Source organism: Caballeronia sp. (assembly GCF_028292365.1).
Taxonomy (GTDB): Bacteria; Pseudomonadota; Gammaproteobacteria; order Burkholderiales; family Burkholderiaceae; genus Caballeronia.
The window spans coordinates 24,427-37,889 of the sequence record NZ_JAQGMM010000561.1; the positions used below are offsets into that span (position 1 = coordinate 24,427).

General features: G+C 58.5%; 13 protein-coding genes and 1 pseudogene. 8 read left to right on the plus strand and 6 right to left on the minus strand.

Annotated elements, in window-relative coordinates:
- The first annotated feature begins 294 nt into the window (after positions 1 to 294).
- The 3 genes from JWR14_RS33150 to JWR14_RS33160 all read left to right on the plus strand — a co-directional run bounded on the left by JWR14_RS33150 (position 295) and on the right by JWR14_RS33160 (position 2,588).
- Positions 295 to 441: a hypothetical protein gene (locus tag JWR14_RS33150; protein ID WP_299717885.1), complete on the plus strand. Its 147-nt coding sequence runs from the start codon at positions 295 to 297 to the stop codon at positions 439 to 441.
- A gap of 124 nt (positions 442 to 565) precedes the next feature.
- The gene (locus tag JWR14_RS33155) at positions 566 to 2,224 is read left to right on the plus strand and encodes an Nramp family divalent metal transporter (RefSeq protein ID WP_299717887.1); all 1,659 of its coding nucleotides are present in this window, start codon (positions 566 to 568) and stop codon (positions 2,222 to 2,224) included.
- Positions 2,225 to 2,360: 136 nt separating this feature from the next.
- The gene (locus JWR14_RS33160; RefSeq protein ID WP_299717889.1) at positions 2,361 to 2,588 is read left to right on the plus strand and encodes a hypothetical protein; all 228 of its coding nucleotides are present in this window, start codon (positions 2,361 to 2,363) and stop codon (positions 2,586 to 2,588) included.
- A gap of 14 nt (positions 2,589 to 2,602) precedes the next feature.
- Here the strand turns inward: JWR14_RS33160 and JWR14_RS33165 are convergent, their stop codons facing one another.
- Positions 2,603 to 3,544, minus strand: coding sequence for a LysR substrate-binding domain-containing protein (locus JWR14_RS33165; RefSeq protein ID WP_299717891.1), 942 nt, complete (start codon positions 3,542 to 3,544; stop codon positions 2,603 to 2,605).
- Positions 3,545 to 3,702: 158 nt separating this feature from the next.
- Between JWR14_RS33165 and JWR14_RS33170 the strand changes: the two genes are divergently transcribed.
- From JWR14_RS33170 to JWR14_RS33185, 4 genes are all read left to right on the plus strand, one after another.
- On the plus strand, positions 3,703 to 4,755 hold the full coding sequence (locus JWR14_RS33170) for an aromatic ring-hydroxylating dioxygenase subunit alpha (RefSeq protein WP_299717893.1): 1,053 nt from the start codon (positions 3,703 to 3,705) through the stop codon (positions 4,753 to 4,755).
- Between the two features lie 2 nt (positions 4,756 to 4,757).
- Positions 4,758 to 5,861 (plus strand): 2Fe-2S iron-sulfur cluster-binding protein, encoded by a 1,104-nt coding sequence (locus JWR14_RS33175; RefSeq protein WP_299717895.1) that lies wholly within the window; start codon positions 4,758 to 4,760, stop codon positions 5,859 to 5,861.
- Between the two features lie 50 nt (positions 5,862 to 5,911).
- Positions 5,912 to 7,015 (plus strand): DUF2817 domain-containing protein, encoded by a 1,104-nt coding sequence (locus JWR14_RS33180; RefSeq protein WP_299717898.1) that lies wholly within the window; start codon positions 5,912 to 5,914, stop codon positions 7,013 to 7,015.
- A gap of 150 nt (positions 7,016 to 7,165) precedes the next feature.
- Positions 7,166 to 7,951: an ABC transporter substrate-binding protein gene (locus tag JWR14_RS33185; protein WP_299717900.1), complete on the plus strand. Its 786-nt coding sequence runs from the start codon at positions 7,166 to 7,168 to the stop codon at positions 7,949 to 7,951.
- 126 nt (positions 7,952 to 8,077) lie between these two features.
- Here the strand turns inward: JWR14_RS33185 and JWR14_RS33190 are convergent, their stop codons facing one another.
- From JWR14_RS33190 to JWR14_RS33200, 3 genes are all read right to left on the minus strand, one after another.
- Positions 8,078 to 9,223 carry an alpha-hydroxy acid oxidase gene (locus JWR14_RS33190; RefSeq protein WP_299717902.1) on the minus strand — a complete coding sequence of 382 codons (1,146 nt, stop codon included), beginning with the start codon at positions 9,221 to 9,223 and terminating at the stop codon, positions 8,078 to 8,080.
- Positions 9,224 to 9,279: 56 nt separating this feature from the next.
- A complete protein-coding gene (locus tag JWR14_RS33195) occupies positions 9,280 to 10,650 on the minus strand; it encodes a leucine-rich repeat-containing protein kinase family protein (protein WP_299717904.1) in 1,371 nt (456 codons plus the stop codon).
- A 201-nt stretch (positions 10,651 to 10,851) separates the two neighbouring features.
- Positions 10,852 to 11,601 (minus strand): SDR family oxidoreductase, encoded by a 750-nt coding sequence (locus JWR14_RS33200; protein WP_299717907.1) that lies wholly within the window; start codon positions 11,599 to 11,601, stop codon positions 10,852 to 10,854.
- Between the two features lie 95 nt (positions 11,602 to 11,696).
- Here JWR14_RS33200 and JWR14_RS33205 point away from each other — a divergent pair, with 95 nt between their 5' ends.
- Complete coding sequence (locus JWR14_RS33205; RefSeq protein ID WP_299717909.1) at positions 11,697 to 12,047, plus strand: helix-turn-helix domain-containing protein; 351 nt, start codon at positions 11,697 to 11,699, stop codon at positions 12,045 to 12,047.
- A 167-nt stretch (positions 12,048 to 12,214) separates the two neighbouring features.
- On the opposite strand, the gene JWR14_RS33210 is transcribed toward JWR14_RS33205, so the two are convergent.
- A complete protein-coding gene (locus JWR14_RS33210; protein ID WP_299717911.1) occupies positions 12,215 to 12,868 on the minus strand; it encodes a TetR family transcriptional regulator in 654 nt (217 codons plus the stop codon).
- Between the two features lie 28 nt (positions 12,869 to 12,896).
- Positions 12,897 to 13,463 (minus strand): annotated as a pseudogene (locus tag JWR14_RS33215) (alpha/beta hydrolase); the annotation flags it as partial.

The window sequence follows — 13,463 nt, forward strand, 5'->3', positions numbered from 1 at the left end:
CTAGCGTATTGACGCCAGGGTGACCTGCGTCCATACGATTCGTGTTGCGAGCTAACGCTCGTGACGGGTTCCGCTCGCGCCTTCTCGCTAGAAAGGCGCGCCGTGCAGATGATGACGTGCGTGTATACGCAATAAAGGAGCCTCCATGCCGGACAGTGATAGTTATCCCTTACGCCGCACCTTCACTTTTGCCAGGGAAGGCGAGTAGGTCCTTTTCGTCACGCGCATCGCGTGGCTGAACTCCGATCTGCTGGCTTTCCGTCCATTGAAAAGCCACATTGTCGGAGAAGCATCATGAACTTTGGTTTGCTCGTCCCGCACCTTCCGCGCGTCCACGAATCACGCCTTCACTACAACGCCATGCTGTCGCTGGAATCCACCAGCCGGCATCGCTGCGCCAATGCATGGCGCGCATTCCGCAAATTCTTGTTTCAGGCCTGATCAACGTTCCTGCATCTACGCTTGGTTATCCTAAATTTCATCTAAGGATGACTCATGTCGTTCGTATGCGGGACAAACACGGCACTTCGTCTATCGGTCACCACGCTTTCTGGAAAAATAAAAAATGTCCACGCCATCTCAAGTTCTACCACCACGCACCGCGGTGCTCGATGATGCCCACGTTGGCGACATCAAGGGTGCACTCGGCACGATCGCCCAACATGACACGGGTGCGCGCACCAATTGGTGGGCACGCGTACGCACGCTCCTGGCCATTCTTGGTCCCGGCCTGATCGTGATGGTCGGCGACAACGACGCCGGCGCTTTCGGCACCTACACACAAGCGGGTCAGAACTACGGCACAACGTTGCTCTGGACGCTGCTGTTGCTGGTCCCGGTTCTATTCGTCAACCAGGAAATGGTGCTGCGCCTGGGGGCGGTCACGGGAGTCGGTCACGCTCGCCTGATCTTCGAACGGTTTGGAAAGTTCTGGGGCGCCTTTAGCGTCATCGACCTGTTTATTCTTAATGCGCTGACTATTGTGACCGAGTTTATCGGCATCACGTTTGTCCTCGATTTCTTCGGTATTTCCAAAATCATGGGGGTGTGCATTGCCGCAGCCCTGACCATGGCGGCCGTCAGTACAGGAAGCTTTAGACGCTTCGAACGGTTCGCAATTGGCCTATGCCTGTTGAGCCTGCTGCTTGTTCCCGTGCTGGTGTCTATCCATCCGCCCGTGTCGCAGATGGCACGCAACTTCCTCGTGCCGACTTGGCCGGCGCAGTCGAAACTGAGCGACGTGATGTTGCTCGTGATCGGCATTGTTGGCACGACCGTTGCGCCATGGCAATTGTTCTTCCAGCAAAGCTATGTGATCGACAAGCGCATCACGCCGCGTTTCATGAAGTATGAAAAAGCCGACCTGTTGATTGGAATTATCTTCGTGATCATCGGCGGCGTTGCAATGATGTCGTTCTGCGCCGAGCTGTACGCAGGCAAGCCAGAGTTCGGCAATTTCACCGACGCAGGCGGAGTAATCGCCGGCCTGAGCAGATACGCGGGACGCACGAGCGCCACGCTGTTCGCCGTGGCGTTGCTTGACGCGTGCATCATTGGTGCTGCTGCGGTGTCGCTGTCGACTGCGTATGCTGTTGGCGATGTATTCAAGATTCGTCACTCGCTGCACCGCGGCGTGTCAGACGCAAAAGGTTTCTATCTGGTGTACTTCGGTATTGTGGCTGCTGCCGCCGCACTTGTGCTCATTCCTGGCAGCCCGCTTGGACTGTTGACGGAAGCCGTGCAGACACTCGCGGGCGTTTTGTTGCCTAGCGCTACGGTTTTCCTGCTGTTATTGTGCAACGACAAGGCGGTGCTGGGTCCCTGGGCCAACTCGAAGAAGCTGAACGTTTTCACGGGCGCTGTAATTTGGGTGCTGGTCATGTTGTCGATTATCCTGACGGCATCCGTTGTGTATCCGGACATCGCCGGTGAGACCATTCTTGAAGTGCTGGGCGGCGGAACGACGTTGGCCGTGGCGGGATATCTGGGCATGGTAATTTTTCGCAAACATAGCCACGACCCAGCGAACGGCGCGCAAGCACGCGCTGGGCAAGGCTATCTGAAGCAAGCGCGGGATACGTGGCGCATGCCGCCGCTGGATCAACTGCCGCCGCCGAACCTTACGCTGACAAAGCGGATCTGGATGGGCGTGCTTCGCGGTTACCTGATCGTGGCGGTCGGGCTGGTGGTGGTGAAGGTCGTACAAATGATCTGGTTGCACTAACAGCAATGCGCGGGCGTGGCTTCGTTTGTTATCACGGGGTCATGTCCAGTCTCTCCGGTCCTGGCGTGCTTCATCGTTAGTTCCACCAAGACCGTCGAAGCGCGCAATCAATGCAATAGCCGACGAAGGATTGGCGATGGACCAAAATCAGCTTCGCCACACAATCAGCCTGACGCGCCGCTTGATCGGGCTGATTGTTCTTCTGCTATTCGCCATTCTCAATCCCACGACGCGGTCGTTCACTCCCAACCCGATGCGGGTATCGGCGCAGTCGGATGTCAGCGTTGAAAAACACTGGGTCGTCACAGGCTATTGCCGGGTGTATGGAAAGTATTGCCTCGGCAAATTCATGGGCAGTATGTAGGGCGCCCGGAGCGCTTACCCGGGACCAAGCATACGGTCGTTAAGCGCTTGCTGTTCGCGGCTTCGCGTGAGAATCCAGCGATGAAAAGCGCGGCAGTGCGGCTGGTCGAAGCTGCTGGCCTGCCAGGTCAGGAAATAGGGCGAGGGCAGTGCAACGCCGACCGGAAACGGCAACACGAGGCGGCCCGCGCTCAGGTCATCGACAATCATCGATGTCTGCGCCAGCACGAAGCCATGACCTTCAATGGCCGCCTGTATCGCGAGTCCTGACAACGAAAACACCAGGCGATTGCTGCGCATGTCCTCGGGACACTCAATGCCTTTGGTGGCAAACCATTCGCCCCAGGATGGCGGCGAGGAAAACTTGGGAAACCAGTCTATCGACAGCAACGGGTAAGCCAGGATGTCGTCCAGCTCGACGAGCGGTTTCCCGGTGTTGAGCAACCGGGGGCTGCATACAGGTACCACACTGTCGCGAAAGAGTTCGACCGTAGTACCCGCATGATTGAGGCGCTCGCCGTAGGTAATGCGGAAGTCGATCTCGGGGCCATCGGGCGACGGCTCTGAATGCGTGCCGTCCAGATACACATCCAGTTCCGGGTGCGCGCTTTGCCACTCGTAGATGCGCGGCGCAAGCCACTTTGACAGCAGCGAGGGCAACGCGCTCACGCTGAGGCTGCGCCTGTTCCTGACGCGTTCAATCTCGGCGCCAGCCACGCGCAGGCTTTCGAATGCCGCTGCGCAGGTCTCGTGATAACGCACGCCTGCTGCGGTCAGGCGAAGGCGCTTGCCTTCTTTTGCCAGCAGCCGCATGCCCAATGAATCTTCCAGGATCTTGATCTGCTGGCTGACCGCGCCCGGCGAAACGCCGAGCCGGCGCGCTGTCTCGACCACTCCCCCGCAACGGCCCAGGGTGTCGAATACCTGTAACGCTCGCAATGGCGGAAGTGTGTCCATGGTTAGCGGCTAAGCCCCAGTTCGTTTTAGAAATTCTAAACGATGCCAAAGCTTTAACCCTCTGTTCTTTTCAATTTTGAGTTCCTAAGCTGGATCCCAAGAGATTAGACGGGCAGAACAGTCGCAATGGCTGGCATCCGAATGGAACGGAGAGGGCAATGTTCTTAAGAAACGCATGGTACGTGGCGGCATGGAGCAGCGAGATTGGCGACGGCCTGCATCCCGTGATGCTGTTGGGCGAGCCGGTGGTTTTGTATCGCAAACCTGACGGCACGGTGGCCGCGCTGGAAGACGCTTGTCCGCACCGGAAGCTGCCTTTGTCGATGGGACGCCTGCAGGACGGCCAGATTGAATGCGGTTACCACGGCCTTACATTCGATTGCGCGGGAACTTGCGTGCGAGCACCGGGCATGGCGAGGATTCCACCTGCCGCACGCGTTCGAAGCTACCCCGTTGAAGAGCGTTACGGCCTGGTCTGGATCTGGATGGGCTCGCCGCAGCAGGCGAATGCGGACACTATTTTCGCGGTCGAGGAATGGGACGATCCTGCCTGGGGCATGAACCAGGGCGACGCAATGACAGTCGCATGCAACTATCTGTATGTGACGGACAACCTGCTTGATCCGTCACATGTTGCATGGGTTCACCCGTCCTCGTTCGGCAACGCGGCCTGCGAATCCGAGCCGTTGAAAACGACGGTGACGGATGACGGCGTAGCCGTGTCGCGCTGGATGCGAGACGTGGAAGTGGCGCCCTTTTATGCGCGCTTCGTGAAATTCTCGGGACGCTGCGATCGCAAGCAGCATTACGAAGTCCGCTTTCCATCGCATGCGATTATCAAGGCGGTGTTCACGCCCTCAGGCACGGGGTCCGACGAGGGCCCGCTGCACGAGCAAGTCTTCCTGATGAACTCGTACAACTTCATGACGCCGATCGATGAATCGAACACGCGCTATTTCTGGTTCCAGATGCGCAATTTCGATCAACGCGATGAAAACGTGTCGCGTCAATTCAACGAGGACGTTCGTCACGCGTTCGAAGAGGACCGCTTGATCCTGACCGCGGTCCATGCGGGCATGGCGAACAAGCGAACGCCTAATCTCGACCTGCCGCTCGACGCCGGGCCGTTGCGCTTTCGACGCAGCCTGCAACGGCTGATCGAGGCGCAGACGCAGGCTCTGGAACCTGCAGCGCTCGACACCGTCCGGTAGCCATGCAAGAGGCAACTGAACCGCGAGCGTTCAAGCGGATGCGCATCGTTGATGTACAGCGGGAATGCAGCGTCATCAAATCGTTCGTGCTTGAAGCCGAGGACGGTGCGTTGCTGCCGGCTTTCTTGCCGGGCCAATTTGTCCAGGTGCGTATCACCTGCGCTGACGGGCAGCGCTTGCTGCGGCATTACAGCCTGTCCGGCGATCCTGCCGAGCGCACACGCTGGCGTATTTCGGTCAAGCATCAGCTCGCGCCGGCGGATCGGGGCGAACTGCATGATGGGCGGGTGTCGAGCCATCTGCATGGGGTTATCGAGGTAGGCGCTACGCTTGATGTTGCCGGTCCGGCCGGTGCGTTCGTACTCGATGAGCAGAGCGATCGTCCAGTCGTGTTGTTAAGCGGTGGCGTTGGCGTGACGCCGATGCTCAGCATGTTGCATCGCCTGTGTGCGACGTCGCGGCGTCGTGTCTATTTCATACACGCATGCGAAAACGGCGGCGTGCACGCATTCCGGGATGAGGTCGTGCGCCTGCAGGCGAGCAGGGAGGGTGTACTCACGCATATCTGTTATCGCACGCCTGAACCAACGGACGTCGCCGGGCAGCGCTTTGACAGCCACGGCCTGATCACGCGCGAGACCCTGCAACGCTTGTTGCCGCTCGACGACTACGACGTTTATCTGTGCGGCCCTACGCGCTTCATGCAGGCGAACTTCCGGTTGCTCCGGAGCCTCGGTGTTGATAAAGCCCGTATCCGGCATGAGTTCTTTGGACCTGCCTCGGTGCTTGAGCTGGAAGAGGTCGACGTGCCGTCTTCGCCCGAGCCTTCAGTTGCATTGGACGCCTCCGTGCCCGCCGTTCATTTCATGCCCTCCGGCAAGACGGTTGCATGGGACCCGTCATGTCATTCATTGCTGGACTTTGCCGAAGCGGCGGGCTTTAAACCGCCGTTCAGTTGCCGCGCAGGGTTGTGCGGGTGTTGTGCCAGTCAGTTGATCGACGGCGCGGTCGAGTACTTCGAGCAACCGCTCGATGAACCGCGCGAGGGCGAAGTGGTGCTGTGTTGTGCAAGACCATCAACTGCCATCACCCTACAAATTGCTTAGCAAAGCAAATTAGTCAATCACCCGCGAAAATAAAATTTTGGAAAGAGACCATGAACCGGTATTTCATTGAAGCCCCAGGCTTTACCGCCCAGCGTGAGCGTTTTCTTGAAGCCGCACGGGCTGCCGGCGCCGAACTCACGGAGTTCGAGCATCCAATGCGCGGTCCCCGCCGTGAACTGCTCGCCACCGACGTAGCGGTGATCGGCGATCCGCTTGCGCCCAAGCGGTTTATTGTCGTCTCCGGCACGCATGGTATTGAAGGGTATTACGGTTCCGAATCGCAGATTGCGTTCCTTCATTTATTGCAAAAACGTGCGCTACCGGCTGACGTCTGCGTGGTCATGGTGCATCTGATCAACCCTTGGGGAACGGCCTGGTTGCGTCGAGTCAATGAGGACAACGTCGACCTTAACCGGAACTACATCGCGTTTAACGAGCCGTTGCCGGACAACGCGCGCTATGAGGATTTTCACACCCTCTATTTGTGTCGCGACCTTGACGGTCCCGCTCGCCGCCGTGCCGACGAACGGTTGGCCGATGAGATCGAAAGACGGGGTCTCGCCACGGTAATGAGCATTGTGGAGGCAGGGCAGTACGCTCATGCCGATGGCATCTTCTTCGGCGGTCAGCAGGCCACCTGGAGCAACCAGACCTTGCGCGCCATCGCGAAGCGTTTTATGGAAGGCGCGCGTACAGCCATGTGTTTCGATTTGCATACCGGGGCGGGCGCGTTCGGTCATGCCATGTTGATGGCGGTCGCACAGGAAACCTACCCCGCACTCGCCAAGTCACAGTCGGTTTTCGGCCCGTGGCTCTACACGGTCATCACCGGACCCGCTGCTACCACTGACTCAGGAATCGCGGCGACGGCGACCGGTTACACGTCACAGGCGCTGCTCGATTCACTGCCCGGCACGGACTTGATGCAATTGGTTATCGAATGCGGGACCTACGACGGCGTTCGTGGACATCGTGCGCTAAGGGACGATCACTGGTTGCATTTGTACGGCGATCCTGAAGACGAAACGGGGCGCCGGATCAAGACGGCGCTGGCGGAACATTTCTACCCCGCGGATCAGGATTGGCGGGAGCTCACCCAGCTACGCACGCGGCAGATTTTTGAGCGTGGGTTGCTGGCTTTGCAGACAGCCTAGCTGACTACGGCATGGCTAAGCCTTAAGCAACTTAAGCAGCTTAAGCAACTTGCACAAAGCCCGAGCGCACAACCCACCTTACAAGCGGTCTTATCAACCTTAGCCGGCAACGCATTCAACGATGCGGCTATTCAGTCGAACTGGAGCATCATGAAAAAGGCACTGGCTGGTGTGGCGTTAGGTATGGCGATGTCACTTGCCGCGTTCTGCGTGCAAGCGAAAGACGCGAGCGAACTTCGCTTCGGCGTTGACCCGACCTATGCGCCGTTCGAATCGAAAGCGCCGTCGGGGCAATTGGTAGGCTTCGAGATCGACCTGGGCAACGAAATTTGCAAGCGGCTGGATCTCAAATGCGTCTGGGTTGAAACCGGTTTCGACGGCATCATCCCTGCGCTTCAAGGCCGCAAGTTCGATGCCATTCTGTCGGCCATGTCGATTACCCCGAAGCGCGAGGAACAGGTTGCGTTTTCAGTGCCGCTGTTCAATACGCCTAGCCGGCTGATCGGTAAAGAAGGGGCGGATATCAAGCCGACGGTGGCATCGTTGACAGGCAAGAAAGTTGGGGTCGCACAGGGCTCCACACAAGAGGCTTACGCGAAAGCGAACTGGGCGCCGAGCGGGATCGAGGTGGTGTCGTATGCGAATCAGGAACAGGTGTTCACGGACCTGCAGGCCGGGCGTATTGATGTCACGCTGACCGACATGATTGCAGGCAGCCAGGGGTTTCTCAAGACACCGCGAGGCAAGGGTTTCGCGTTCGTCGGAGACCCGGTGAGCGACGCGAAGACCTTGGGTAAGGGAGCGGGTATTGGCGTGCGCAAGGACGATACCGCGCTGCGCACGAAACTCGATCACGCTATCGATTCGATGATGAAAGACGGAACGTATAAAAAAATCGAGCGTCGCTATTTTGATTTCGATATTTCGGGAAGTTGAAAATGGTTGATCGAGCGAGAGGCGAACTCGCTCGCAGTGCGGCAGGAAGCGTGCGCGTGGTCTGAAACGTCCAGCGGCAGGTCTATCCGCTGGACGCCAACACGAACTGGTAATCGCACCAGGTCTTTAAAAGGTCCCGGGCAGCAGGATCTGATCGTTCACGCGCCGGATGTCGGTGTGCCCGCAAAAGGCCATGGTGGTGTCGAGTTCCTTGTGGATGACCTGCAGGCATCGCTCAACACCGGCCTCACCCATTGCGCCCAGCCCGTACAGGAAACTGCGGCCGATCAGCGTGCCCTTCGCACCGAGCGCCACGGCTTTCAGCACGTCCTGTCCGCTGCGGATGCCGCCATCCACCCACACTTCAATTCTTTTTCCCACCTCGCTCGCAATCTCGGGTAATGCGGAGATCGACGATGGCGCGCCGTCGAGCTGGCGGCCGCCGTGGTTCGAGACGATCATTGCATCGGCGCCGCTGTCAGCGGCAAGGCGCGCGTCTTCCACATCCATGATGCCCTTAAGGATGAGCTTGCCGCCCCACAGGTTCTTGACCCACTCGACATCTGCCCAGCTCAAGCCCGGATCGAATTGTTCGGCGGTCCATGAACTCAGCGATGAGAGATCGCCCACGCCCTTTGCATGACCGACGATGTTGCCAAAACTGCGCCGCTTGGTGCCGAGCATGCCGAGGCACCAGCGTGGTTTCGTCGCGAGGTTCATGAGGTTCGGCAACGTCAGCTTGGGCGGCGCCGACAGCCCGTTCTTGATGTCCTTGTGCCGCTGACCGAGGATCTGCAAGTCGAGCGTGAGCATCAGCGCGCTGCACTTCGCGGCCCGGGCGCGCTCGATCAGCCGCACGATGAAGTCGCGGTCGCGCATCATGTAAAGCTGGAACCAGAATGGTTTGGTGGTGTGTGCCGCCACGTCCTCGATCGAGCAGATGCTCATGGTGGACAAGGTGAACGGGACACCGAACTTCTCCGCCGCGCGCGCGGCGAGGATCTCGCCGTCGGCATGTTGCATGCCGGTCAATCCCGTCGGGGCGAGCGCCACCGGCATGGCGACTTCCTGACCAACCATTTCCGTGCGTGTGCTGCGGCCCGCCATGTTGACCGCTACGCGCTGACGCAGCTTGATGCGCTGGAAGTCGCTTTCATTGGCCCGGTAGGTGCTCTCGGTCCACGAGCCGCTATCGGCGTAATCGTAGAACATGCGCGGGACGCGCCGCTGCGCGAGCACGCGCAAATCCTCGATGCAGGTAATCACTGGCACGTTTCTCTCTCGCTACGGGAACGGGAGGATGAGTATACGGTTTAACGCGCCTGAATTTAAGCTGAAATTGGCTCGCTCCGATGCGAATCCCTCAGCGCAGACAGGGTATTTACTATGTCGCCGAACAAAGGCCGCTCGCCGGCTTGCTCGCTCAGGCAGCTATCTTTCAGCCTGATGAGCGTCGCCATGTTGCTTTGCGTGGACCCTTGGGCATCGCATCGATCGATCAATTCTTCTAGCAGGCAACCAAAGGCTCTTACTTCCAGGCGCTGGAGCGCGGGGGCCAGCGTTTGATTATCGGCTGCATAAAAAGAGGCCGCGCCAAAATCTCCCATTAGCGCGTAGCCCTGAGCGCCATGCAGAATGTTGTGGGCGTACAGGTCGCCATGCATGATGCCTTGGAGATGCAAATGCGCCGCCGCCGATGCAATTCCATGCGCGACGCTTAACGCCGAAGTCAGGTCGAAGCGGGTATCGATGTCATAGATATCGCGCGTGCACGACGCGAGGCTTGGTGGTCCGGCAAGGTTCCTGAGCTGCGGGTCGATCAGCTCCATCACGAGGCCGTCGACGTTGGTGGGATGGTCCTTGATTTTGCCGAGTACCGGAATCAAATTAGGATGTGCACCCGCAGCAATGCATGCTGCCATCTCGCAGAGCGGCAGACCATCGCTTGTGACAGCGCCCTTGAATAGCTTGACTGCGACGAGCCGGGTGTCGTCGCTTGGTGTTGGATACGCTGTCCGATGTTCTGCACGATGAATAACCCCCGACGCCCCTTCTCCCAGCCGATGCTGCAGGTCAAGCGCCTGCCATGGAATATCGGCGACGGGCGTATTCGTCATTGCGCTGGCTTCCATTTTTTCGTTGAATGGATTTCCCGCGTGTGCCAACCACGACAGCCGTGGCAAGGACGTCACCCAAACCGGCAGTTCGGCAAGCCGATTAGCGGCCAGCCGGATCAGTTCGAGGCGAGAGCATGCTGCCAACTCCACTGGCAACTCGCGTAACCGGTTGCCGGCCAGCATCAGCTTCTGTAGCTGAGTGCAGTTGCCGATCTCGGGCGGCAGCCCCTCGACTTCGTTGTCGGTCAGGATCAGCCAGCGAAGTTTGGGCGGCAATGAAACGCCTGATACCTTGCGGATGCGATTTGCCTTGAACCCGACCATGCTCAATTGCGCGCACTGCCCGAGGACTTCGGGGAGCTCTGTGAACTGGTTGTTCGAGCAGAAGATCGTGTGCAGATTCGTCAGGCGCGGCAAATCGTCTGGCAGCGACGATAAAGCATTGCCGGACAAGTCGAGGATTTCGAGCGTATCGGACAGATCGAATATCTCGCGCGGAAATTCATTCAGGCCGCAGGTCAGCGTCAGTCGTTGGATACCGGCTAGTTGTCCGGCGCGAAGTTGTTTGAGTGTGCTTGTCACTATGGCGGGAATATCCAGGATGGGCGGCAGGTTGGCGTTGCCCGTGCGGGATCGATTTTACCGAGTATTTTCGAAGGCATGACCGGCCGTTCGAAAACCGCCCAATGCCGCGATAGCCGGCAACGGTTATCTGCTTACGGTTCGAGAATATTCGAGGTGCGAGCCTTGGGCGAAGTTAGCCACTAGTGACTTGCGTATTCCCTAGATCTGCGCGGCCCCGCCATCCACGAACAGTTCGCTTCCGTTGACAAAGCTGCTGTCATCGGAAGCCAGGAACAGTGCCGCGCTCGCCGTCTCCGTGGGATCGCCAAGGCGGCCAAGCGGTGTCGTGGTCTGCACGAACCGGATCATCTCCTTGCTCGCTTCTTCCGAGGTGGCTAGGCCATGCCATCCCGGTGTAGAGGTTGCGCCCGGAACAAGCACATTGACGCGGATCTTGCGTGGCGCGAGATCGAGGATCCAGCTTCGCGCGAAATTGCGGATCGCTGCCTTGCTCGCGCTGTAGACGCTGAATGACGGCGTGCCAGTGACCTCGGTAGTCGAGCCGGTGAGGATGACCGAGGCGCCGTCCTTGAGCAGCGGGAGCGCCTTCTGCACCGTGAATAGCGTGCCTTTTACATTGGTCGCGAAGGTTTTATCGAAGTGCTCTTCCGTGATTTCCCCGAGCGCGGCAAATTCGCCACCGCCGGCGTTGGCGAACAGGACATCGATCGTTCCTGCTTCATCTTTTACGATCGCAAAAAGGCGGTCCAGGTCGGCGAGGCTGGACACATCACCCTGAATGCCGCGCGCATTTTCGCCCACCTCGGCAACGGCCGCATCGAGTTCCTTTTGACGTCGGCCGCTCATGAAAACGCGCGCACCTTCCTCCGCAAAACGCTTTGCTGTCGCGAGGCCAATGCCGCTATTTGCACCCGTTACCACTGCCACTTTTCCGCTGAGCTTACCCATCTGAAAATCTCCTGGTCGAGTTCGAAGATTCATTATGGTCGGGTACATTCTGTTAGGCTAGTACCTACCTAAAGGTATGTGTGGGGATTCTTTTTATGGAAAACCGGGCGTTTAGTTGCGGACTCGAGGTAGCCCTTTCGGTTATCGGAGGGAAGTGGAAGCCGATCGTGCTGTTTCATCTGAACAGTGGGCCGCGCCGGTTCGGCGAATTAAGGCGTCTTGTCGCCGGCATCAGCGAAAAGGTCCTGATCCAGCAGGTTCGCGAGTTGGCTGAGGATGGCATTATCGTGCGGCGTGACTACCATGAGGTGCCGCCAAGGGTCGATTATGAAATGACGGAGTTCGGCAAGACGCTGGCGAAAGCGCTCATGCCTCTCTGTGCCTGGGGCGATGAAAACAGGGAACGCATAGACGGTTTGTTGCTGGACAAGGTGAAGACTGAATAGACGATGTTTGGTGTACTGATGAATCGGATGCAATCAAGTGCATGCATTTCCGAAAAGGCCGTCGACATGATCAAAGGTGTACCACGCGCTCGCCTCCCGTCCTCGGACGCCATTGATCGTGACCCGGCTCGTGCAAGGGCGTGAATCTCCCAGGCCCGACAACGGCATCACTGGTTGGCGAGACGCACCGGCGTAGACCGTTCAATGACCTGCATGCCGCGTCCGAACACGACGCGCGAGAAGAAGTGCGCCAGCACGGACTCGGCCAGTTCTCCCGTCACGGCCTGCGGGTTGATCGAATAGAAGAACCGCACGCCGTTGCATAACGCCATTAATCCAAGCGCGAGTGTTTCAGCGGGTAACGGCGTACCTGCACGCACTGAAAACTCGCGGATATACACGGTCATTTGCTCGAGCTTTTCATGCAGGAAGGCGTTGAAGATCACGCGGAACTCAGCATCGCGCGATGCAAGCAGTTGCGCTTCGACCCATAGCAGGAAGTTTTTATTGTCGCGGTACAAGTGGCTGTAAAAAAGCAGTGCGCGGTCTTCCAGATCCTCACGTGTGACTTGTCCTTGCATGATGCCGTGCAAGCCGGCTTGCACGGCAAGATGATCGCGTTTGAGAAGTTCAATCAGCAATTCCTGCTTGCTGCGAAAATTCGAATAGAACGCGCCACGCGTATAACCTGCGGCCAATACAATTTCTTCAACGCTTCCCGCGACGAACCCTTTCTTCGTGAAAATGATTTGAGAAGCGTCAAGCAGATGTTGGCGCGTTTGTTCTCGGGCTTGCTCGCGGGTGAGCCGTTCGCGGGTCATGTCGTCATCCGTAAGCTCAACCTGGCGACTATTGGGCGACTGGGGAAGCAGGTGTCGTCCGCAGTTCGTCTGCAACCGTCTGGAGCCACTCCATGGTCACTGAAGGGGCGGTCACCGGCAGCATATGACCACCGTCGACCAATCGCAAATTTGTCGTATCCAGCTTTCGCTTGAGTGCCTCACCATGACTCCGCCAATCCAATATCCCGTCTTCGCGTCCGTAGAGCACGTCTACGGGCATGCGCAAATCTGCATACCGGTTTTCCATGGCCGGGAGTTCGCTGGCGACTGCCATCAGGTCGGACGACGCCGCATAGAAACTGCGGGGCCTCAAGCCAAGCAACCCACCTCCTTTGACGCCGAAATCGTTGGGAACAGGATCGGGACCAAACACGATATCCAGGATCGCGCGACTGCCCTTGATCGCGAACGGAGTGGCCACCGTGAAAGATACGATCCGCCGGACCAACGGGGATCGAATCAGCAGGCCGCCAAAGGCCTGACTCGCATCGACCAGATGCGTCAGCGGGGCGATCAACGCCAGCCGGCTGACACTGTTCGGATGGTCGAGGCCGACCGCCAGCGCAATGGCGCC

Excerpts from the sequence above, each read along its gene's own strand:
- JWR14_RS33160 (WP_299717889.1), top strand. The coding sequence starts at position 2,361 with ATGGACCAAAATCAGCTTCGCCACACAATCAGCCTGACGCGCCGCTTG.
- JWR14_RS33185 (WP_299717900.1), top strand. The coding sequence starts at position 7,166 with ATGAAAAAGGCACTGGCTGGTGTGGCGTTAGGTATGGCGATGTCACTT.
- JWR14_RS33155 (WP_299717887.1), top strand. The coding sequence starts at position 566 with ATGTCCACGCCATCTCAAGTTCTACCACCACGCACCGCGGTGCTCGAT.
- JWR14_RS33180 (WP_299717898.1), top strand. The coding sequence starts at position 5,912 with ATGAACCGGTATTTCATTGAAGCCCCAGGCTTTACCGCCCAGCGTGAG.
- JWR14_RS33210 (WP_299717911.1), bottom strand. The coding sequence starts at position 12,868 with ATGACCCGCGAACGGCTCACCCGCGAGCAAGCCCGAGAACAAACGCGC.
- JWR14_RS33200 (WP_299717907.1), bottom strand. The coding sequence starts at position 11,601 with ATGGGTAAGCTCAGCGGAAAAGTGGCAGTGGTAACGGGTGCAAATAGC.
- JWR14_RS33165 (WP_299717891.1), bottom strand. The coding sequence starts at position 3,544 with ATGGACACACTTCCGCCATTGCGAGCGTTACAGGTATTCGACACCCTG.
- JWR14_RS33205 (WP_299717909.1), top strand. The coding sequence starts at position 11,697 with ATGGAAAACCGGGCGTTTAGTTGCGGACTCGAGGTAGCCCTTTCGGTT.
- JWR14_RS33170 (WP_299717893.1), top strand. The coding sequence starts at position 3,703 with ATGTTCTTAAGAAACGCATGGTACGTGGCGGCATGGAGCAGCGAGATT.
- JWR14_RS33175 (WP_299717895.1), top strand. The coding sequence starts at position 4,758 with ATGCAAGAGGCAACTGAACCGCGAGCGTTCAAGCGGATGCGCATCGTT.
- JWR14_RS33150 (WP_299717885.1), top strand. The coding sequence starts at position 295 with ATGAACTTTGGTTTGCTCGTCCCGCACCTTCCGCGCGTCCACGAATCA.